General features: G+C 40.8%; 11 protein-coding genes and 1 pseudogene. 8 read left to right on the top strand and 4 right to left on the bottom strand.

Going from position 1 to position 24,417, the window contains the following annotated elements; translation table 11 throughout:
- Positions 1 to 5 precede the first annotated feature (5 nt).
- The 3 genes from FTT85_RS02280 (at position 6) to FTT85_RS02270 (ending at position 5,113) form a co-directional block, all read left to right on the top strand.
- Positions 6 to 1,166, top strand: a complete 1,161-nt coding sequence (locus FTT85_RS02280) for a hypothetical protein (RefSeq protein WP_180182735.1) — start codon at positions 6 to 8, stop codon at positions 1,164 to 1,166.
- Entirely contained in the window at positions 1,166 to 3,076 is a 1,911-nt protein-coding gene (locus tag FTT85_RS02275) for a hypothetical protein (RefSeq protein ID WP_180182734.1), read from the top strand. Before FTT85_RS02280 ends, FTT85_RS02275 begins: the two co-directional genes overlap by 1 nt.
- A 69-nt stretch (positions 3,077 to 3,145) precedes the next feature.
- Positions 3,146 to 5,113 (top strand): hypothetical protein, encoded by a 1,968-nt coding sequence (locus tag FTT85_RS02270; protein WP_180182733.1) that lies wholly within the window; start codon positions 3,146 to 3,148, stop codon positions 5,111 to 5,113.
- A 23-nt stretch (positions 5,114 to 5,136) separates the two neighbouring features.
- On the opposite strand, the gene FTT85_RS02265 is transcribed toward FTT85_RS02270, so the two are convergent.
- The gene (locus FTT85_RS02265) at positions 5,137 to 5,469 is read right to left on the bottom strand and encodes a hypothetical protein (RefSeq protein ID WP_180182732.1); all 333 of its coding nucleotides are present in this window, start codon (positions 5,467 to 5,469) and stop codon (positions 5,137 to 5,139) included.
- A 75-nt stretch (positions 5,470 to 5,544) separates the two neighbouring features.
- On the opposite strand from FTT85_RS02265, the gene FTT85_RS02260 reads away from it, so the two are divergent.
- Positions 5,545 to 19,227: a PLxRFG domain-containing protein gene (locus FTT85_RS02260; RefSeq protein WP_180182731.1), complete on the top strand. Its 13,683-nt coding sequence runs from the start codon at positions 5,545 to 5,547 to the stop codon at positions 19,225 to 19,227.
- A 107-nt stretch (positions 19,228 to 19,334) separates the two neighbouring features.
- Positions 19,335 to 19,544: a hypothetical protein gene (locus tag FTT85_RS02255; RefSeq protein ID WP_010112791.1), complete on the top strand. Its 210-nt coding sequence runs from the start codon at positions 19,335 to 19,337 to the stop codon at positions 19,542 to 19,544.
- A gap of 139 nt (positions 19,545 to 19,683) precedes the next feature.
- Here FTT85_RS02255 and FTT85_RS02250 read toward each other — a convergent pair whose 3' ends face one another.
- Positions 19,684 to 20,781, bottom strand: coding sequence for a zinc ribbon domain-containing protein (locus FTT85_RS02250; RefSeq protein WP_180182730.1), 1,098 nt, complete (start codon positions 20,779 to 20,781; stop codon positions 19,684 to 19,686).
- A 142-nt stretch (positions 20,782 to 20,923) separates the two neighbouring features.
- On the opposite strand from FTT85_RS02250, the gene FTT85_RS02245 reads away from it, so the two are divergent.
- Genes FTT85_RS02245 through FTT85_RS02235 form a run of 3 tightly spaced genes read left to right on the top strand, consistent with a single transcriptional unit; the run spans position 20,924 to position 22,422 of the window.
- Positions 20,924 to 21,304 (top strand): hypothetical protein, encoded by a 381-nt coding sequence (locus FTT85_RS02245; protein WP_004761334.1) that lies wholly within the window; start codon positions 20,924 to 20,926, stop codon positions 21,302 to 21,304.
- A complete protein-coding gene (locus FTT85_RS02240; RefSeq protein WP_180182729.1) occupies positions 21,301 to 21,927 on the top strand; it encodes a lysozyme in 627 nt (208 codons plus the stop codon). The genes FTT85_RS02245 and FTT85_RS02240 overlap by 4 nt, the downstream gene beginning before the upstream one ends.
- Positions 21,928 to 22,422, top strand: coding sequence for a hypothetical protein (locus FTT85_RS02235; RefSeq protein WP_180182728.1), 495 nt, complete (start codon positions 21,928 to 21,930; stop codon positions 22,420 to 22,422). It abuts the gene before it with no gap.
- A 284-nt stretch (positions 22,423 to 22,706) separates the two neighbouring features.
- Here the strand turns inward: FTT85_RS02235 and FTT85_RS02230 are convergent.
- A pseudogene (locus tag FTT85_RS02230) lies at positions 22,707 to 23,453 on the bottom strand (IS5 family transposase).
- Between the two features lie 387 nt (positions 23,454 to 23,840).
- Positions 23,841 to 24,269 (bottom strand): OsmC family protein, encoded by a 429-nt coding sequence (locus FTT85_RS02225; RefSeq protein WP_078191820.1) that lies wholly within the window; start codon positions 24,267 to 24,269, stop codon positions 23,841 to 23,843.
- Positions 24,270 to 24,417 lie beyond the last annotated feature (148 nt).

The following is a 24,417-nucleotide window of genomic DNA, read 5'->3' as shown; positions in this document are numbered from 1 at the left end:
ACAGCATGGCGATATATCGTGACGATGCACTTGAAGGCATGGTCTTCTCAGATAGTACTTGGCTGCGGTTAAGGGTTATCGCAGAGGATCGAATTGTTTTTTCAGATTCTAATCTTTCCAGGATCAAGGCTCATTTTGAAGATTCCTTTAGTCTGGCTGATGAAATCACGCAGACCGGTGCCATCTCCACCGCTGTAGATGGGTTTAGCCTATTCGATCAGATCACCGGACAACGTATTGCACGTGGCCTGGTATCCGATCAAGTGAAGCTATTTGATGCAGCCTATCGTTTTACAGCTGAAAATATTGAAGATCAGTTCACCCTAGATGATTTCACCCTGTCCACAACACTGGCATTGAGTACCGATTCCATTCACTTTGTGGAGTCTATTTCTGGTCAGCGATATTCAAGAATCCTGAGCAATGATCAATTTAAACTGACAGATCTGGCAAATACAGTCGCATCTGAGCAGGTCGTTGATAGCATTCTTTTAAGTAACTTCACTCAAGACAAGCTACGTGCTCAAAGTTATTTAATCGATTCGATTAGCTTTGGTGATCAGGATCTATCTAGTGTACAGCTGCACAGTCATGCTATCGATAGCTTACAACTTGGCGACAGCACACAATCCAAACTGACTGGTCAGACAAATAGCAATGATTACTTCTCTATTTATGATGAATTGAAAGACAGTAAAGCATATGGCCAAGCATGGACAGCTAATACAGATACTTGGGCCATGAGCCGCTACATGCCATTTTCTTTTGATGGCTTGACTGTCATTAACGACAAGCTATATGGATGGAATGACAAAGGTGTATTCCTGATGGATAAGCCTGATCATTTAATTCATGGCTTAATCGAAACTGGCAAGTTAGATTTTGGTGATAGTCTGGTACATCCTACAGCGGCTTATCTTGAATATGAAATGAGTGGTAAGGACAAGCAGCTGAGTATTGCTGTTACCTCTACCCAAAGCGGAAATCCTGCAACCTACACCTATATGCTGCCGAATGAGGAAGCTGATCACCTGACCAATGGACGAGTGTTGTTTGGCCGTGGATTACGAGGTCGTCATTTCTCCTTTGCCATTTCTATTGCTGCAACTTCTGCGCAGATTAATGCCCTATCCATGGACTTCACCAAAACGACTAGGAGAATATAATGAGTACCGATTCAAGAGTTGAGCCGGATGGGGTGATGGATGCAGCCATTACCACTGTAATGGATCAGATGGATAAGTTGGACAGTGTGGCCGGACGCTATCGCAATGAACTTTCACAATCCCTAGCAGGGATCAAAGAAGTTACTGTTACTCAGGTAGATCCACCGACACGAATGTCAGTACCAGAAACACCGGTACCAAATATAGACCTAACAGATGCTCCCCAATTTACAGCCATTGCACTCGAAAAACCTGCATTGCCTGAATTTCAAAGCATTGAAAATTTACTCAATGAGTTAAATTTAGATGATTTGAATATGCCGGAAGCACCCGTCATGCCAACCATGGAATTGCCAAGTGCACCAGGTATGGCAGAAATTCGGATACCTGATCGTCCTGAGATAGACACGGATATTCAACTACCTGAACCGCCAACCTTAGAACTCCCAGAAATGGATGATCTTAAGGAAATTGATATTCCAGTCTTTAAATTTCCTGAATTACCGGACTTTGATGGTGAGCCACCAAGCATTAGTGAAATTACGGTACCAGATGTTTTTATCGAATGGGATGAGCCGGAATATAAGTCCGAGATTCTGGATGAATTAACGGATTATATTAAGAAGGGGATTACTGAAGGCGGTACCGGTTTACCTGCTCCAATAGAAGAAGCCTTATTCAACCGGGCACGTTCACGTGAAAGCAAGGAAACTTCACGTGCAGTTCAGGAAGCCGTCAACGATTGGTCCACACGTAATTTTTCTATGCCGCCTGGCATGTTGGTAAAACAGGTTGCAACAATCCGGGAGCAGGGACAGTTAAGAGCCAGTGAATTAAACCGCGATATTCTGATTGAAGCCTCAAAAATGGAAATCGATCAGCTGCGCTTCTTGGTACAGCAAGGCATGTCACTGGAGCAGCTGACCACCAATATTTTCAACAACGTCACCAATCGGCTATTTGAGATTGCGCGGTACAACGCTGAAAGCCAAATCAATGTATTCAATGCACAGATTTCTTTTTTTAATGCACAGAATGAAGCATTTAGCGTATTGTCTGGCGTGTATAAGACCAAGCTAGATGGCGCATTAGCCAAACTGAGTGCGTATAAAACTGCAGTTGATGCACAGGTGGCGATTGGCCAAGTTAATGAGCAGTACGTCCAGGTCTACAGGGCCAAGATGGATGCGGTATTGTCCAACGTAGAAGTGTATAAGGCATTGGTACAAGGCGCATCGGTACGTGCTGACGTGATCAAAAATCAGTTTGATTCCTATCGTGCCGATGTTCAAGCCTATAGTGAACAGATCAATGCTGAAAAGGTCAAGGTCGAAGCCTATGAAGCACAGATTCGGGGAGAATCAACCAAGGCTACTTTATTTGATACCCAAGCACGTGCTTATGCGTCCACGATTCAGGGTGTACAGGCAAAAGCTGATGTGAAAGGCAAGCAGATCCAGTTAAAAATGGAGGCTGCCCGGGTCTGGATTGGTAAGTATCAAGCTGATCTGGAAGCATATAAGGCCGAACTGCAAGCCAACCTTTCCGAAGTACAGCAAAATACCGCAGCCTTTTCTGCAGAAGTCGAAGCATGGCGAGCATCAGCTGGCATGGAAGTCAGTCAGGCTGAAATGCAATCACGTTATGCTGACATGAATACTCGGACCAATATTGCTTATGCTGAAATGCAGCTTAAGGAATATGAAGCCAAAATGCAGAAGGCGATCCAGGAAGCCAATATTGCACTGGAATCTGCTAAAGCTATGGGGCAATACACGGCACAACTGGCAGCCGGTGCCATGAGTGCAGCGCATGTATCAGCCAGTATTAGTGGTAGTGGTTCAGCGAGTACATCCAGCTCACGTAGTAAAAGCGAGAGTTTCAGCGAAAGCCACAACTATAATTATTAACCCTGTAAGGCTAACGCCTATAGCTTAGATTGATTAACCATACATGATATTTATATTGGAATAAGTGTCATGTACGGCTTAAAAAAACGTTCAAAGCAAGATGAAAATGGACTAATTCAAGGTGCAGGTACCGGCACTTCTGATGATATTAAAAAAAATGTTCCAGCAGGTAGCTATATTATGCCTGCTGATTCTACCAAGCAGATTGGTACCAATAATTTAAAAAATATGGGTAGCCCCACGCCAGTTAATCTCAGTAACGGTGAGTTCCAACTCTCGCCTGACCAAGTTCATTCGGTTGGTGTGCAAACACTTGATGCCATGAAAAATCAAACACATGTACCTATTGATCAACCTCAATTGGGTTTCAAGCCTGGTCAAAATAAACCTGAGTTATTTTTTGCAAATGGTGGACTGGTACCAAGTGCCTACCCAAGTGCAGATGATATTCGTCGTGCACAACAAAATAGAATTGGTGGACCACAAATGCGTGATGTATCTGGTATCACTCGTGATGTGAATAGATCTTTACCAAGCACAACAGTAAATACACCATCAACAACCAGCTCACCATCAGCAAGTCCAAGCAATCCAGCACCAACACAAGGTGGGGGCTTTGGCGCAAGGTTTAATTCATTGCGTCAAGGTATTAATCGTGCTGCAAATACTGGACTGGGTAAATTAGGTACAGTGGGTACATTAGCAAGCACAGGTTTTGCAGTTGCAGATACACCAACGGAGCAGTATCGTGAGCGTTTTGGGTTGGGTGATTACAATCCTGAAGATTCCAACGAAATGCTTTTTGCTAAAGATTTAGGTGTTCGCGCATTGGGTGCTGCATCAGATTTAGGAAATGCAATGACACTGGGACAAGCTGGGCGTTTCTATGCAGATAAACAACGTATTGCAAACGAAGCAAAGGCAGCTCAACCTGAATTTAATGCTAAACAAGATGGCGGTCAATCCACGGATCCATTTATTGATAAGCCTGTTACAGCACCACAGGATAAGCAGCAACCACAGGATAAGCAGCAACCACAGGATAAGCAGCAAAATTCTACACAAAATGACCCTTATGCTATTCAGCAAAAAGGAAACAGCTTTAGCTATGTTAATCCTGGTGCAGCAGCTCAAGCACGAGCAGGTGGTATTCGAGAAGGCGAAGGGCTAGGACTCAAAGTAAGACCAGCGAATGACCCTCGTGGGGTAGCAAATTTATTTGCCAATACTCAAGAAATGGGACCGACTGAACAACAGATTCAAAATGCAATTGCTCAACGTGAAATGAATTTAGGCTTGGGTATGCGAGGTTATGGTAATAATCCTGTACAAGCACCTCAACGTAATGATGCACAGGAAGCTGAACGTCAAGCTGTAATTCGTGCAGCAAGTACACCGATTGCAGGGGCAAGAGGATTAACTGCGAATCAAGTTCGTACTTTGTCTGATTTACAGCAAGGTGAGGATAATCGTGCCAACCAACGCTATACCACCGATGCAAACAATCTTGCCGCTTTACAGCGTGAAGCCATGGGGCAAGCTGGACAGAACTATCGTACAGAACTAAGTGAGCAAGGTACTAATAACCGATTTAATGCAAATTTAGGCTTTGATGCACAAAAATTCCAAGCTACCAATGATTTAGCTAATCGAGAATTTAATCTTAATGCCACTGAAAAAGGTTTTGGCATTCGTAACTCAGCACGATTAGAGAAATTGTATGAACAATATGATTCTGCGAAATCGGATGAAGATCGTAAATCAATTCAGGAAAAAATTAATCGTTATGCAGGTAATAAAGCAGATACTGGTAAAGACCGTTATATGACTGTGGGTGGTGGTCAGGAATGGAACAATGAAGCTATGGCAATGGTTAATCGCCCGCAACAATTATTTGATACTCAGACACAGCAGTTCGTTAATACACCAACTCCATCATCAACTAATTTGCCAAATGGAATGACACGCCAAGTTGGTACAAGCAATGGGAAGCCTGTTTATGAGGATGCTCAAGGTAATCGCTTTATAGGTGATTAATTAGAATAGCCACTTTCGAGTGGCTATTTTTTTATACCCCATTTTTCCCAGTCACGATAGCCTGTTAATCCATGGTTCAAAATTTTTATAGATGGGTCTTTTTCCATTATTTCTAAGTTTTGTTTATATTGACTTGAAAATTTAAAATATTCAAAAGTTTGGTGTCCTCTTATCACATATTCAATGTGATAATTTCCATATCCCTTAACTGTTAAATATGGGTGCGTAACTCTTTGCAGTTGATTTCTAACTAAATCAAAATTACTTGGTTGATTACGACGATCAAACCAAAAAACGATATAAAAAATTACAATCAGTGTGCTAAGAACGCCTAAGTTACATAAAAAGTCATGCACTGTGACACCCCCCTATAAGGTTCGACCTTTTTCAACCCTTTATACATGCTATGCACATACCAATAGGAGTGCATCATGTCAGAATCTACCTTAAAACCTTTCACTGGTAAACTCGATGATAATACTGATAAAAAACAACAGCCAACATTAAAGCCATTTACAGGCGCACTTGATGGTGAAGATAAGGGTTTTCTTGGCCAAGCAAAAGATCATGCAGTCTCCTTTCTCGGCAAGGGTACGGTAGGTGTAGGTGAGGTAGCAGTCGGTTTAAGCAACATTATGTCCGATGGTGCTACAGGTAAAATACTCTCTGAAAAACTTGGGTACGACCCAAAAGCAGCCAAAAATGTAATGACAGGCTGGCAGTCTGAACAATACCAACAACAATTAAAAGATTCTGCAAATATTGGCAATCGAAAAATTGAGGAAGGTGACGACTTCGCAACAAAGGTTGGTAAAAAATTCGACAATGCGGTTGATATAACAAAAAATGCCATCAGCAACCCATCACTTATCACAAATACCGTTGCTGAATCTCTCCCTTCAATGTTAGCTGGTGCCGTATTAGGTCGTGTTTCTGGTATAGCCAATCCTGTTGTGGCTGGTTCTGTTGGCGAAGCTGCGGTGATGGCAGGTAGCCAAGCTGAACAAATTCGCCAAGAAACTGTAGATGGACGATTAACCGCAGATCAGTCTCTAGCAAGTGTGGCTACTGGTGCCATTGGTGGCTTGTTTAGCTATGTTGGTGGTCGCCTTGCTCAGAAAATGGGCTTATCAGATGTTGATACAGCCATGCAAACAGGGCGTTTAACCACGCAACAAGTGGGTGAAGAAATTGCTAAGACACCGATGAGGGCAATTCCAACTGCTGTGATCAAAGGTGCAATTTCAGAAGGCTTCTTAGAGGAATTACCTCAATCCGTTTCAGAGCAAATTTTACAAAACTTGGCATTAGATAAGCCTTGGCATGATGGTGTTGAAAATGCAGCAGTCATGGGTACTTTGGCTGGTATGGCAATGGGCGGTACAGTCAGTGGCGTGGGTAAAACTGGTGATTGGTGGAATAGTCGATCTGACACAGGACCTCAAGACAACCAACAGCAATCAGGCTCACCTAATCTACCATCGGCACCTCCACAATTAGGCTCAAGTCCAGATAGTTCTTTAACTGGCGAATATATCCCACGTGAAGATGTGTCACAGGGGGGTAACCAAGGTCGCACAGCTTTTGTTTATGATCAACCATCAATGAATGCTGATAATTTATTAAACAATAATGGCTTTGATTATGGCAGTGCAGCAACTGGTAATCCAGTCAGCCCAGATACACCACCAGCACCGAATGGTAATTATTTTGATGGTGATTATGGCAGTGAAGCAGCCTTTGATGATTTGTTGAATTCTGTACCACCATCCAGCCAAACACCTTCACAGCAAATGGGGATTAATCCCAATGATGGGCCTATGTCATCTGCAGCAGCTTTGGCCGTGGATACTGGTGTATCTTCACAGATGCAGCAAGCGGCTGCAGCAGCGGCACAGAATGAAAATAATAATTCACCTTTAACGACAGCAGCAGGTCTACTTAATGCGCCAAACGAAAATAGCTCAAGCAATGAATCGGGTACCGGATCTTCAAGTAATGGACCTCTTGGAGAAACAAGCAATTCGCAGCTTCGAGAAACATCAGGATCTATTTCCACCGTTGCAAACAGTAACGCAGATGACAGCAAAGACAACAACCTTGAGCGGCCAGGAGATACAGCACTCCTTTCAAACACTATCGGAAATGATGGAAAAGATACGTCAGGAAGAAACGATAGTGTCAATTCAGTTTCAGGAATTGGTGAGCCTTCACAAGCAGCACCAGGGCAACCAGATCGTAATAACCTCAACACCGTCGGGAATAACTCCGTTTTATCAGGCGAAAATGAAGCAGCAGCGACAAGCAGTTCTACTATCGGAACAACTACAGGTGATTCACAAAATCGAACTGTAGAGCCTATTCTAGGTGCCGACGGTAAAAATAAATGGTTTGGCAACCAGGATAAAGCCAATGCTTTTCTTGAAAAGAAAAATCTAGGCAATGATTACCAGGTGGTCCAAGACGGCAAGCGTTTTGAAATTCAGCCTAAAGTCCAAGCTCCGGTGCAAGATAAAACAGCTCCGGTACAAGCTCCGGTGCAAGCGAAAATTTCAGACCTGGAACAGCAGCTTGCCAATGAAAAGAGCGTGATTAAAAAGGTCCGTTTGCGTAAACAGATTACAGAGTTGCAAAACGGTTTGACAGAACAGGCGCAAAGCAGTGTAAGTTTGAATCAACCACAAAAGACTACTGTAGAAAATCTGAGTAGCGAATTTAAGAAAATTGAAGACGCTACCACACGGGTTAATGCAGTACGTCAACGTATACGTGAAGCAAATCCTGAAATTTTCACCGCTGAAAATGATCGTGTTCGTGAAACACATGGTTTAACCAATGCGCGTGTTACGATGATTGCTGACGAAATTGAAACTTCAGGCAGCTATGAATTGTCTGATCGTGAATATTACAAGGTTAAGAACAATCCAAATTATAAGATCAACTACAACCCGAAAACCTTTATTGGCAAAGTTACAGCCGTTAAGGACCCACATAGCGGCGAATGGGTAGGTCAGTCTGACAATACGCCGGTATCAGCAAACCCACAAAAAGATATTGAGCAGTTCATCACTGAGAACAAGTCTGCTTTCCCTAACAATTGGCAACGTGACGGCCAATGGTCAGCACAAGCACGTGCATCGATTGAGAATAAGTTAGATGAAATCTTGCCTAGCAATATTGATACTGCAGATTTTCAAAAGCAGGTTGATCAGGCTGTGGAATTTGCCAAAAAACAATATCCAACACTTGAACAGCAGCATGAGCAGAATCAACACCCGATAGACAAGTGGAAAGAGGAAATGAACAAGGCTTTAGAAAAAGCTGATTCTGAGCATCCACTTTTTAAAAAACTACAAGCTAGTGCTAAGAATGGATTGCGCTCTGTTTCAGATCGAGCGGTGGCATTACGTCAGGCACGTGAGATTGAGAAGAAATTAGAAGCACCTAAAGCTGAGCCTAAAAATCCTAAAGCATCTACAAACACTATTTTCACCGAAGATGCAGCAGAAAAAGCACGTGCATTATTGCGTAAAAAATTAGGTCAATTGAATGCTGGTATTGACCCTGAAATTTTACAAGCTGGTATCACTCTTGCTGGTTATCACATTGAAAAAGGTGCTCGTAGTTTTGCCGCATATGCCAAAGCAATGACCGAAGATATGGGTGATATGGTTAAGCCGTATTTGAAGTCTTGGTATATGGGTGTAAAGTTTGACCCACGTGCAGCTGACTTTGATGGCATGAGCACATCGGCAGAGGTCGAAAATTTTGATCTGAATGGAGATAACAATGAACAACCTGCAAGCAATACAAGCAATCCGCAAGGAACGTCAGCAGTACGAGGAGGACGAGGACGTACTTCACAATCGAATGCTCCACAAGCAAATAATCCAAATGTGGAAACAAGAGTATCCACAGGAAGTGGAACGTCTAACCAAAATCAATCTATTGGACGATCTCGCATACGTGACACAGGAACGGATGTGGAGAACGATGGACGAGTATCTGGACGCGGGATGGAATCCAGCAGACGCAAGGATGCAAGCGGAACTGGACAACTATCAGTTGATCAACCCACAAGATTAGAATCGCCAGCAGCAGTAGCCAATACTGCGACTGATTTCTACATGGCTGACCCAGATATTATTTTCGGTGGTAGCCAGAAACAGCGTTTTGATAAGAATAAAAAAGCACTCGAGCTATTAGAAGAACTCAATGCAGAAGGCCGTCAAGCAACAGCAGAAGAACAAGTGGTGTTAGCAAGTTACACCGGTTGGGGTTCGTTTGGCCAAGACCTATTCCAAGGTACATGGAACACGCCAGTTTTTAAAGATGGCTGGAAAGATGAAAACCTTTGGCTGCGTGAAAAATTAGGTAAAGAGTCTTGGGAGTCAGCAAAGGATTCCGTTCTGAATGCTTTCTTCACTGATCCATACACCGTCCAAGCAATGTGGTCTATGGCTGAAAAGATGGGCTTTACTGGTGGGCGTGTTCTTGAACCGGCGGTAGGTACTGGTAACTTTATCAGTTTAATGCCGATGCACATTAAACAGCGTAGCCAGGTGACAGCGATTGACCTGGACATTACCACCGCTGCGATTGCAAAACAGTTATTCCCTGAAAGCAATGTGCAGAACATGCCATACCAGAAGTCTAAAACACCAGACAACTTTTATGACTTGGTGATTTCTAACGTGCCTTTCTCGAATGATGTGAAGATTGCAGACCGTCGTTATAACCAATTCAATCCAAACTTACACGATTACTACTTCCTAAAAATGCTAGACCAGGTGCGTCCAGGTGGTATCGTGATGGCGATTACTTCATCCGGTACGATGGACAAACAATCCGAAGTGATTCGTCGTGAGATGGGCAAGCAATCTGAACTGATTACATCGATCCGTTTACCTGCAGGTGCGTTTAAAGATTTTGCCGGCACTAATGTTGTAACCGATATTATTGTGCTGCGTAAACGTACTGAACCTTTGACCATGACACCGGATGCAGATTGGATCGGATTATCCGAAGTTAAAACGTCAACTAAGCCAGTGAAGGTCAATAGCTTTTACGCCAATAACCTACGTAATGTTTTAGGGACTATTGATTATAAAGGCGGTGATCCACGTTTTGCCGGCATGACGGTACTTAGTAATGGTGAAGCCTGGCTGAAAAAGGAACTTAGCCAATTGTCTGATCTGGTGAGTGAAAACACATTATTGCCACGTCATAACGATGATTACCTGACTTACTATGCAAACAAGGCCGGTGAGCGCACCAACACATTAACCATGAGTAATGGCGAATTGATGTTTGTCTATGGCGACCAAATGGTTAAAGCTACCGATCTTTTTGAATACAAAATCAAGGATGCCAAGAAAACCGCACAACGTCAGAAATCAATTGAGGACCTGGTAGCGATTCGTAAAGCCTACATAGATTTGACCGATGCAGAACGCATCGAACAGGACAATGTAGAGCAGCTGCGAAAAACCTTGAATAAACTTTACCAAGCATACACCAAAGAGCATGGTCCATTGGCTGATTCTTTTGGTTTGCAATACTTCCGTAAACTAAGCGATGCGTATTACTACAGCCTAGCGGCTTTAGAGGTGAACGGTAAACCGGCTGAGATTTTAAAGCGAAGTGTTGTTCGTGGAGCCGCTGCTCTTGAGAACCCAACAGTATCGGATGCCTTTGTAGTGGAACGGAATAAATCCGCTGCGCCTAGTCTGGCCAACATTGCAAAAATGGCTCAGGTATCAGAGGATCAGGCACGTGCTGAACTACTAGAAAAGGGTGCGGTATATGTATTGCCGAATGGCGATATTATGCCAAGCGATATGTACCTATCTGGAAATGTTCGCCAAAAATTAGAAGAAGCACAAAACGCAGTTGCAGAAGGCAATACTGACCTGCAGCGTAACGTCGATGCACTCAAAGAGATCATTCCAGAGGACATTCCATACTTCAACATTGAAGCTAAAATGGGTGCAACATGGGTGCCATTGTCGGATTATGAAAAATACATTGCACACATGCTCGGTATGACCGATAGCAACGGCATTACTGTGACATTCCCATCAGGTAAGTGGAAGGTCAAACTTGATCCTATTGCAGCACGTCGTACCGAAGCCACGACCAACTATGGCTCTAAATACAAGTCATTCCAAACGGTGGTATCTGCTGCACTGTCTAACCAGAACATTACTGTGAAGTATAAAAATGCTGATGGTTCTGAAAGTGTAGATGTGCAAGCCACGGAAGAAGTGAACGAGAAAATTTCCAAGATTAAGGAGGATTTTGCAACCTGGTTATGGTCCGATCCTGAACGCCGTGTGCAATTAGAGAAGGAATATAACCATGCATTCAATGCTTGGGCGACACCTAAATATGATGGTTCGTTCATGTCGATGCAGGGTATGGCGTTAAGCCTTGGTAATGGTCCGTTTAACTTGCGTCAGCACCAACAGAATGCAATCTGGCGAGCGATTGTCAATCGTCGTTCCATTAATGCGCATGAAGTGGGTACCGGTAAAACCTTTACCATGGGTGGTATTGCACTTGAATCACGCCGCTATGGTATTGCTAAAAAGCCATTGATCTTAGCCCACAATGCCAACAGCGCAGCCGTAGCCAAAGAAATTCAGATGATGTATCCATCGGCGCGTGTACTGTTTATCAGTGAATTAGGTAAAGCAGTCCGTCAGATCCGTATGCGTCAAATTGCCAATGATGATTGGGATGTGGTGGTGATGCCACACTCGATGATTGATAAGCTCACTTTGTCTGAAGAAACCTTGATGGCTATGGCTGCTGATGATATTGCAGCACTAGAAGCAGAGCTTGAAGAAGCACTGGCCGAAGAAGGTGGCGCAACTTTAGATGAAGTCTTGGCGATGGATAGCGAAACCGTCAATAAAAAAATGGGCTTTAAAAACCCGACTGCCAAACAGCTTGCAAAACAACGTCTGAAACTTTTGGAGGACATTCAAAAGCAAGCCATGGATTCAAGTAAAGCCGATGCGGTGAACTTTGAAGAACTTGGTGTAGACATGATCATGGTGGATGAGGTGCATGAGTTTAAAAAACCAAGCATTGCCACACGTATGAACATGAAAGGTTTAAACACAAGTAGCAATAAACGCTCAGTGAATTTGCAGTTGCTCACTCGTTATGTGCGCCGTATGAATAATGGCGGTAACGTGCATACCTTTACCGGTACACCGATCACCAACACCCTGACTGAAATCTACCATCAGATGCGTTATGTGATGGAAGAAGAAATGCAGAAACTCAATGTCGCGGCCTGGGATGGTTGGTTTGGTAGCTTTGCAACAGACATTACTGATATTGAATTATCTGCAACCGGTGAATATCAATTGGTCACTCGTTTGGCCGGATTTGTAAACGTACCTGAACTGCGCAAAATGATCGGGCAGTTTATGGATATTGTTTTTGCCAACGACATGCCAGAAATGCAGCCACGTAAAACCAAAACCGGCAAAGTATTGTCAGATGAAGGTTTAACTGAAGCAGAAAAAGCCGAGTTGCTAAATGGCCGTACCGAAGGTGCCAAAGATCGTCCGTATAAAAAAGTGATTAACGTCACCACGGAAATGTCGCCGAAACAAGAGAAAGCCCTAGAGCGTATTCAAGGACTAGCTAAGGAATGGGAACAAGCTACCGGTAAACAAAAACGTGAATGGATGCGTGACGGTGATCCACGTGCACCACTTTCAATCAGTACCGCTGCGAAGAAAGCCAGTTATGACGCACGTATTGGCGATCATGATTTCATTGGCCAGGAAGGGAAAACCGAAGATTTTGAAATGTCGAAGGCATCCCAGGTCGTAAAAAACGTGATGGAGGTATATCACTCACACCCACTTGCAAGCCAGGTCATTTTTGCAGATACCGGTTATAACACTACAACCGAACGTAGCACCGGCCAGAAAGATGACAAAGGTAAAACGATTCGTGAGCGAGTTAAAGTCTTTTCACCGATCAAGGATATTGTAGAACGCCTGGTTCAATCGGGTATCCCACGTGAACAAATTGCCATTGTCGATGGTTCAGTCAAAGCCGAAGCACGTAAAGCGATTGCCGACAAGGTGAATACTGGTGAGATCCGTGTGGTGATTGGCTTAACTCAAACGCTCGGGGTAGGTGTGAATATGCAGCGTAACTTACGCGCCATGCACCACCTGGACGCGCCATGGATGCCGGGTGAACTTGAACAGCGTAATGGTCGCGGTTTGCGTCAGGGCAACCAATGGAACACGGTACTTGAGTATCGTTACATCACCGATAAGTTAGACGGTAAATCATGGCAAGTCTTGGCCATTAAGGACCGTTTTATCAATGCCTTTATGAAAGCCGATGGTAATGTTCGTTCGATTGAAGGTGATGCTGCTGCGGATAACGGTGAAGATAATGCAGGGGATATTATGTCCTCATTCTCAGAAGCCTCCGGCGACCCACGTGTACTGCAACGGATCAAGATGAAAGAAAAACTTGAGAAGCTGCAACGAAAAGAGCGTTTGCATACACAGGGTATAGCGGATATGAAGCGTACCATTGGCAACACGCAACGTCGTATTGCTCGTTTTGATGAGCAAATTGCCGAGTATGAAAACAATGCTGTTTTGGATCGTATTCAAAAACTAATGCAGTCACAGTCTGAAAACTTCTCCGCAGAGGTGGACGGCAAGAAATACGACAAGCACAAGGAAGCATCGGACGCGATTCAACAATTCATTGCCGACCATGTACGTACTGGCTCATCACGAATCACATTAGGCAAGTACGGCAATGTCACTATGTCGGTTGAATGGGATAGCCTGCAACCACAAGCAACATTATCGATGAAGATTGGGCCGATTGAATTTAAGGGTAATACCTTACGTGGCATCGAGGGTAAGTTACGTGGTGTTAGCCAAGATATTCAAGCTATTGAAGATGCAAAAGCATCGGCGCAACAGACCATTGATAGCCTGTCAAAAGCAGTCGAGCAGCCGTTTGGACAATCTGATCAATTGGCACGTACTCAAAAGCAGCTTGAAAATATTGAGCAAGACTTGGAAAGCAACCCGGTAGCACCGCCGATCTGGTTACGCCGTGGTACGCCAATTGATTCAGAAGTGTATTACAAAGGCAAACTGTTTATCGTGTCTGGGCACCGTTATACCAATGACGGTTGGTTTGTATCAGCAGATGATGCGAAAGGGACCATTGAGATTCCGTACCTGGAAGCAACCGACAGTGTAGGTATGCCGATTTATGAGGAAAGAGAATTTGAAGCGCCAAATATTAATGACAAAACAAAGGCAGACAATGATGTAAAAAATGAAATTAATGACTATAGCCGTGACAAATTAAAACCTGATAACGAGCGTAGAGGTACTTCACCTTTATCAACTTCATTTTTGCCGCTTTCTAAAAATCGGGCGGATCGTCTTGTAGTGGATATACTCTCTAGGATTTCTAAAGGGGACACGCCAAATAAATCTAAAAGTGGAATCAGCGGGATAGTACAACCCAAATTTCCGTTTGTTGTAGTTGAATCGTTTGAGGCTTTGCCAAAAACGATACAGCAAGAAAATTACTATCAAGGTGAGCAAGGAGAAACCAAGCGGTATGATGTAATGGCTGTTTGGCATAAAGGCACACTTTATATTAATGCTGGAGATATCCGAGGAAATCATAATACACAACAAACTACTTATGAAGCATATGAGGAGGTTTTAATACATGAAGTAGTTGGACACTTTGGAGTTCAGCAATTATTTGGTCAAGAGTATAAGACAAAATTTCAGCAGCTTTTTAATGCACTTGGTGGCATAGAGGGTATTCGTAAAATAGCCAAAGATAATGGCGTTGATATGAATCAATTTGATAATGCCTATATTAAGCCATTTAAAAAAGGTGTTGAGGAAGGTTACTATGATCCACTGGATGCTCAGCAAGCAACCGTAAGTGAACTATTTGCTTTTGTTGCACAAAATGCTGAGTCGCGTCCTTTTGTACGTCAAAAATTAAAAGAAGTCATTGGTTATATTCGTCAATGGTTCCGTGATCGTGGCTTTGATAAATTTCTTTCACGTTACAATGACGCTGATTTAATGATGTTTTTATCAGAAGCTCGTAAGGCTGTAGTTGATCGAAGCTATTTTGGTAAATATAAAAATCAAGAATTTTCATCTAAGAACAATTCTGATACTCCACTTTATAGCCGTCGCACTAAAAGTAATTCAGGCTCTACAACTCAACAAGTACGAGACGTGTTGATTGATCGTTTTGGTAAAGAGACCATTGATGAGCTTGAACGACAAGGTAAGCTTGAGATTATTCAGGATTATCAGGTTGAAGGTGTTGAGGGCTTCTATTACAACGGTAAAGCGGTACTCGTTGCATCGAATCTGACTGCTGAAAGCACAGTGCCAACATTCTTACATGAGTTGGGTGGTCATGCTGGTTTTCAGAATATGATGAACCAGAAACAATATAATGAATTGATGAATCAATTTAATAAATTGGTTGAGCAGGGTAATCCTGTTGCTTTAGCTGCAAAGATGCTTGCAGAACGTGAACAAGGCTCTGAACGTCAGCAGCTTGAATATTTACCATATTTATTAACCCTTTCATCTACTATGCAACAACGTAATGTGATTCAACGGAATGCACTGCAAAAGTTGATTAACAATATTGTTTCGTATGTAAAAGCATGGGTATTTGATAATTTTGGAATCAATCTTAATTTGAATCCTGATGATATGCTTGCATTATCAGAGCGTATGATTGGGCAAATTAAACATCAATCATCATTGGATTTAATTCGTCAAAAATATCATGGTACAAATCAATGGATGACAGCACCAAACGGTGCAAAGACACATCTTTCAGAACAACAATGGTTACAAGTCCGCACACCAGAATTTAAGAAATGGTTTGGTGATTGGGAAAATGATGCAGCAAATGCTTCACAGGTATTAGATGAAAATGGAGAACCTAAAGTTGTATATCATGGTACAGCATCTGAGTTTAATGAATTTAAACAAGGCCATGGCATATTAGGTGATGGTATTTACTTAACTGATAGTTTTGATACAGCAGATGTATACGCCAATATCCGTGGGGAAAATGGCTTTGTACTTCCATTATTTGTAAACATTCGGAATGCGTTCAAAACTACAGGTAATGTTTCACGTGATGAAGTTGTAGAAGCGACAACTTCTGGGAAATATCAGGGAATTGTTCATCAGTTTGAAAATCAAGAATATATTGTTGCCTTAGAGCCTAATCAAGTAAAAATGGCTGAGGGTAATAAAGGCACATTTAATAGTGAAAGTTCAGATATTAGATTTAGCCGATCTTCAAATGATGTTGCTGATCGCCTAAGTGAAAATATTAAAAAATTGTACAGTGGCAACTTTAAACTACCAAGTATGGCTGATGCAATGAAATATGGTTTGATGTTTCTGAGTCGTATGCAGATCACAGATATTTATAAAAAAATTCTACCTCAGTTATCTGTATATAATGACTTGGTGCATCAGATGGATGCTGATAAAAATGATATAGCTGCTCATGCAGATAATATTGTGCGTGAGTGGGCTAAGTTAAATAAAAGAATCGATAAGAATGACCCTAACTCTAAAACAGAAGAAGAAGCATTGGCTGACTTAATGCATGAAGCTACTTTGGCTCAGATCGACCCAGCCAAGCCATACCAGTCAGGTGATGATAAAATTAAGTATCAGCAATTATATAAAGCTTACAACGCTTTATCTCCTGAAGCTCGAACAATGTATAAAAAAGCACGTGATGCTTATAGTGGGCATTATGCCAAAGTACGTGAGGCGGTCAGGGAGCGTATTTTAAGGTCTGCTTTGAGTAGTGAGAGAAAAGCTGATTTATTGAAAAAAATCGAAGGTTCTTTTGGTCAAATTAAAGGTGTTTATTTTCCATTGGCTCGTTTTGGTCAATATGTCGTTGTGGCACGTAATCAGAATGGTGATGTGGAGAGCATTAGTCGTGCTGAAACTGAAAATGAGGCGAAGGCTTTACGTGAGCAATTGATAGAAAAATATCCTCAATTAAAAGTGGATTCTGCTATCCGTGATCAAGAGTATAACGCCTTACGTGATAAGGTTGGGCGTGGCTTCATGTCAGACCTGTTTGATGAGGTGGGTAATCTTGGCTTAGATGCAAAAAAACAAGCTGAATTTGAAGATACATTGGGGCAGCTATATTTATCTTCCATGCCTGATTTAAGTTGGGCAAAACATGGTATTCACCGTAAAGGAACTGCGGGATTTAGTAATAATGCTAGACGTGCTTTTGCGCAAAATATGTCAAGTGGGGCAAGTTATTTGGCTAAGTTGCGCTATGGTGATCAACTTACAGCACAGCTAGATGAAATGGAAGAATATGCTAAGGCTCAAATCAAAAAGGATCCTGGTTATAAGCAGCCTTTAGCATCCGCGGTCATCGATGAGATGAATGCACGTCATGAAAATCTAATGAATGCAAAAGGGAATGCAGTATCTTCACTTTTAACCAGTATGGGGTTTATCTATTTTCTTGGGTTGTCACCAGCAGCTGCAATGGTGAATATTATGCAGACCCCACTTGTTGCATATCCAATTATGGGAGCAAAATTTGGATTTGATAAAGCAGGTATAGCACTTTTAAAAGCGTCTAGCGATTATGCTAAAGGTGTTGGGTTTGAGATGCCTGATTTTACGGACTTGGAGAGTTTCAGAAATAGTCTTAGTGATTCAATTGATCCAGATATAGCAAAAGTATTAAAAGAACATGAAAAGCAGGCTTATGAAAAAGCTGTTTCTGCTGGTGTAATTGATGTAACACAGGCACATGATTTAGCAGGGATTGCTCAGGGTGAAGATAGTGGCGTGATGTGGAAGATGAGACCTATCATGCGCGCGGCATCTCTTATGTTTCATCATGCTGAACGTTTTAACCGTGAAGTGACTTTTATCGCTGCGTATCGATTATCTAAAGAAAGCGGTATGGCAGATCATGATGCATATAAACAAGCAGTAAAGATGACTTACGATGGGCATTTTGATTATTCAGCTTCTAACCGTGCCAGATTTATGCAGGGTAACGTAGCCAAAGTCATTTTTTTGTTCAAGCAATTTGGACAGAATATGATCTATACCATTGCACGTCAGTCTTACATCGCTCTAATTGGTAAAAACCACACTAAAGAGGAAAGAATAGAAGCTGCAAGGGCGATCAGTGCAATACTTGTAACTCACGCTTTGGCAGCAGGTGTTCTTGGTTTGCCAATGGTAACTACGTTATTAGCTGTAGCATCCATGTTTGGTGGTGGAGATGATGATCCATGGGATGCAGAGGTTGCTTTACGCAATGGTTTAGCTGATATGACGAGTCCGAATTTCTCAAATTTGGTGATGAAAGGATTATCACGTGGTACATCAGCAGATCTGTCTGGTCGAGTTGGTTTAGATAGTATGTTTTTAGCTAGAGCACCCGATGGTTTAGAGGGGCAAAAGCTTTATGAACAGTTAATATTAGGCAATATGGGTGCAACAGTCGGAATGGGGGCGAATATTGCAAAAGGTATACAAGAGCTTGGTCAAGGGAATTATGCACGCGCACTAGAAGAAATGTTACCTACTTTTGCTAAAAATCCTTTTAAGGCATATCGCTATGCGACTGAAGGTGTACAGGACAAAACAGGTGTGGATATTTTGGATGGTCATCCAGTATCAGGTGCAGGAATATTCAGCCAGACAATTGGTTTCTCACCAAGTCAGGTGCGTACAGCATATGAAGGTAAATCAGCGATCTATCAACAACAACAAGCTCTGCAAAAACGTAAATCCAAATTAACAGCAAATTGGGTCCGAGCTAAACGCAATGATGATCAAGAGGGCATGGACTCTGCATGGAAAGATATTCAGGAATTTAATGAGGTTAATCCTAAGTTACGGATTAACCGTATAAATTTAATGCAAAGTTATCATCAAAATGCCAAACGTATTCGTGATGCTGAAAATGGCGTTTATCTTTCTAAGAAGTATCGTGATATTGGTGATTATGGACGATTTGCTGAAACGGATTAGTAAAAACTACAAAGCGACTGACTAGGTCGCTTTGTTCATTTTATATATTGAATAAAAATTTAAACTAGTGAAAAATTAAACTCACTTTATAAACAGATGAAATAATTATGATTAATTATGATTTAATTTTTGAAGAACTTCAGGCTATGCATCCAAAAGGTGTAAAATTTTTCAAAGATCATACATCCCAAGAGTTTGAAGAGTTGAATGACTTTTTAGAAGATAATAAATTTGAACTAGGTATTGAGATAAAGCCTCATCGGGAAAGTCAAACAGGGCATAGATCAATAGATGCAATTATGGTTAAAAAACTATAATCTTCTTGTACTTAAACTAGCTGAAAAGCTACCTGATGACGATCCATCGAAAAGCAAAATGTTAGAATTAATTAATCAATTGAATTAAAAAAGCCGACATTAAGTCGGCTTTTTCGTTGTAATTTATATAAGTATTTGTTTAAAAAAAAGTTGCAGGATCTTTAAATTGCATCCACGATTGGATACAAAAACGGTCAGTACTTGAGCAGGATTGTTCATCAAACTCCTCAAGCGTGATTACTGTACAGTACTTTCCTGATGGTATTTTTAGATTTTTTTCATCTTTAGAAACAATATTCTCTACATTATAATTAACTTTAAGTTGATTCGTAGAAGCTGAGCCATCGCCATTGAAGTTAGGAAAATACTCTCCTATAACGTAGCCATTCAAACTAGATCCTGAATAAGATTCAGACACAGCATACAAACGAATACGCAATGAACCTGAATATGAATCATTTTGCAAATTTGAATCTGCGTATTTAATTCCCCATGTTACTTGGGTTTTTACTGGATTGTTGTCAGATAGTTTGTAGCTTATAGGTCCATAAAACTCCAGCCCTTTGGGTGATGAGCCTGAGTTTTCTCCACAAGTTAATGAAGAAGATGGAGGGGTAATTATTCCATTATCCCAATCAACATCATTTTTTTGTTCTGATATTTGTTGATTTGGTAGTGATTGAATAATTGAAGAACTAACAACCATTAAAACGGTAAATGATATAAATAAAATAACCGTTGCACTAGATAAAGGGGTAAGCCAAGATTTCTTTTGATATTTATCATTTAAATTTTCTTTTACATATTTTGGTTGTTTTCTTGCATAGGCAAAATACCAAATAATGATATACCAAAAGCCTAAACCTCTTGAAATGATCGTTACTTTTTCAATATCATCCCAAATAAAAGGTGTAGCGAAATTTATAAACAAAATAAAAATAATGGTAAAAATTATCCAGTTTTTAGCAGTATTTGCATCTTCTAGCTTTCCAAGAGCTTGCCAGTTCTTCATCTGCAAATATGAACCGAAAATTGGCGTAAACAATAAGCTCCAATTAGCAGCAGCATTAGGATTCCAGAGTTCAACGCGTTTTTTTATTGGTCGTGGAGAGTCAGTTTTTTCTAGTTGCGGTGGTGCATGTGAAGCTTGAATATTTTGAATCTCTAATTTATTGCCACAATTACTACAAAATCTCGCACTATCTACATTCTGTTGTCCGCATTGATTGCAAAACATATCCCCACCAAAACTTTAATAATTATCTGAAATCACGATAGTTTAATTTTACAGCAGTATCAACCCCCTGTAAGGTTCGCTAAATAACCGCCTTTAAATAAAACTCTACGAAATAAAGTAGAGTTTTATTTCGGGGCAAGTTATGCAAGAAAACACAATTCCATGGATCATCAAAGTTGTGCCTGCCGTAGTGGGGGCTATTCTTGCCCTGGTATTAAGTGGTGACATTGATAAAAACGGAAAAATTCAAGTTTCTTTGGGTGTTATAGGCAAGTTTTTATTCAGCGTTTCAGTCAGCCTTTATGGCGGTTCAGCATTTATTGAATATTACGAATTATCAAAATATTCTCACATGGCTCAAGGCTTTGTGATGCTTATGTTTGCAGTTTTTGGATTATTAGGGATAGGCATTCTTTATCAGTCCATTGCACTGATGCAGGGTAAGCCTTTATCCGAGGTTATTAGTGAGGTCAAAGCTGCCTTTATTTCAATACTTAGTAATGGTAAAGGTGATAAACAATGAGCGCAGATCAATCACAACAAGTTGCTCAGGTATATTCATGGCTTCGTGCTATGTCTGGTGGCAAATTAAGTCAATCTCAGGTTGTAGCTGGTGATCAGATTATTGAGAAAAATGGCTTAAATGTTTTTGCAAAACTTATTGGCTTTGAAATACCTACACCTTTAGTAAATGGACAGCGAGATATTTCTGAGAATGGTTATGCAATTATTAGAGATGCTGAGGGGTTTCGTTCAACAGCTTATTTAGATACAGGAGGTGTTTGGACTATTGGCTTTGGTACCATTAAATACCCAAATGGCACATCAGTTAAAAAAGGCGATACTTGCACGAGAAATGAAGCTGAACAATGGCTTAAAAACGATTGTGTATGGGTTGATGCTTGTCTTGATAAAAATGTCAAAGTCAATCTTAATCAAAACCAATTTGATGCATTGGCTTCTTTTGTCTACAACATAGGCGAAACCGCATTTGTAAAAAGCACAATGCTTACTCTTATTAATCAAAACAGTTTGACCTCGGCTGCAAGTCAATTTGATCGTTGGGTGTTTGATAATGGAAAGCGTATTCAAGGCTTAGTCAATCGTCGAGCAAAAGAAAAATCATTATTCCTAAAGGTGGCTTAAATGATTGATGCTGTGTTAGGTAAATTTTACAAATACATTATTTTAGGCTTGATGATATTTATCTTTGGATATGTTTTTTATGCCAATTCTCTTGCTGGAAAATTGGCAAATGCTGAAAAAGTTAAAACTAAAGCAGTAGCTGATGCTATTAAGCCTTATCAAGATGCAATTGATCAGGCTCAAGAGGAAAAAGCCGCCATTATGCAAACATGGTCAGCTAAAATTATAGAGGTAGAACAAAATGCGATTAAAAAAATACAAGATGCGAATGCTGCCGCTCGTAGTGCTGACTTGGCTGCTAGTGGGTTGTCAAAGCAACTCAGTGAAGCCAACAAACGTTTGTCCAGTGCTCCCAAGCAAACCATCATTAACTACACCATTGCCAACTCAGAGCTACTCGAAAGTTGCACAGCAGAATATCGAAGCTTGGCAGAAAAAGCTGATGGACATTCACTGGACGCAATGAGGTTATACGATAGTTGGCCAGTTAAGTGAGGGCTTTGCTGTTTCAAGATACTATAAATTCTGCTAAAACCCGATATAATCATTGTGTCAGGTGAATTTAGATAAAAATAGACTAAAATCATAGTGTGTCAGTTTTTGTGTCAATGCTACTTAATTCATTGATATTTATAAAATGTTATCCACCTTGACATCGTAGAGGTCTCCAGTTCGAGTCTGGATATACCTACCAAATTCAAAAAGCAGAATCAGAATGATTCTGCTTTTTTTATCTGAAATTATTAGGGTCTGTTGACATTTACTGTTCATAATTAACCCTATAAAGGTAGCCATAAAAATATACAGGCTAAAGCAACAGAACTTTGATAATTCCTTTTGAGCTTGTCATATCGAGTAGCTATTCCTCTAAACTCCTTTAATCTGCAAAACATATTTTCAACTAAATGCCTGATTTTATATAAATACCAGTCCATATGGTCATTGTTCGATTTGCTATTCGTTTTCCTTGGTATATTCGCTTTGGTGCTTGTTTTCCTGATCTGTTCACGCAGTGGTTCTGAATCATAGCCTTTATCTGCGCATACGACTTATGTCTCTTTTAAATCTAATGTTGATATTAAATCAGGTGCAACTTTAACATCATGTGTGGTTCCATCGGTAATCATGAAATCAATAGGATTGCCATGTGCATCAACAATCAAATGTATTTTTGAGGAGTTTCCTCCTACACTTTTAGAAATAGATTGATTCGATATGCCGGCAGAATGTTGATGAGCACGTACATGAGAGCCATCAATAAAAATCCACTCCATATCGGGGCATGAGGCTAGTAATTTGAATAATCTAAGTAACTTACCGCTGCTTGACCAACGATTAAAACGTTTGAAAATAGAGTTTGAATGACCAAAACAAGAAGGAATATCTCGCCACGGACAGCCTGTTCTAATTCTATAGAGAATAGCTTCAATAAAATTGCGTAAATTTGAGTTGTGGTGAATGGATAAATTACGCAGAATAACTTTCAACTTTTGCCAGTGTTGATCTGTCAGCCTGGTACGAGGCATAGCGAATAGTAAAATTGGGTTTGGCGATTTGATTTTACTACTTCGCTATTTTTTTAAGCTAAAAGTGTCAACACACCCTAATTAAAGTGTTATTAAGACTATAGTTAAATCAAATCTACTTATATGTAAGGTGTTCTTCGCAATCGTTTTCAATCGTATTTGGCTTGAATAGATTCATATGGATTGAGTCGTAAAATCATCATGAGATGGAATTGGGTGTAAATACATCAATTTGGATATTGATTGTTTAAGTGATTAAGCCAAACTTCTTTGGCTCATATTTCTGCGTTTATGACTATATAGCAGTGCTTTATACAATGTATGCTATAGCGGATTATTTGAAACAAAAAAGCCGCATTCTATGCGGCTCTTAATTGAACAAATAAATTATGCATCTTCAGTTTCTAAAATTTCGAAGTCATGGGTAATTTCTACACCACCATCCATCAGCATTTTACTAGCAGAACAGTATTTTTCAGCAGAAAGTTCAACCGCTTTTGCAACTTGCTTTTCCTTCACGCCATGACCAGTGACTACAAAGTGCAAATGAATTTTAGTGAATACAGCAGGAATAGTGTCGGCACGTTCTGCATTTAATTCACAACGAACATCAGTAATGTCTTGGCGTGCTTTCTTTAAAATCGTCACAATATCGAAAGATGCACAACCACCAAGTCCTGTTAAAATCAGTTCCATTGGGCGCGGACCACGGTTTTCACCGCCATATTCTTGTGATCCATCCATCATAACAGTGTGACCACTTTGAGTTTTTGCTTCAAAAGCAACATTCTCTAGCCAATGAACACTAGTTTGCATTGCAAGTCCCTAAAAAAAGCTATAAATTTACGCAGTACCTGTACACTAACATAAATTGAGTTGATAAGGAATTTCAACTCTTACGTGTGACAAGTTCACTTTAGGTCTTGTGCGATCTATAAATTATCCATATTCGGAAACTGTTAGC

This window comes from Acinetobacter sp. YH01020 (assembly GCF_013420275.1).
Taxonomy (GTDB): Bacteria; Pseudomonadota; Gammaproteobacteria; order Pseudomonadales; family Moraxellaceae; genus Acinetobacter; species Acinetobacter amyesii.
Note: the sequence above shows the minus strand (reverse complement) of the source record. Positions and strands in the feature narration are given on the sequence as shown.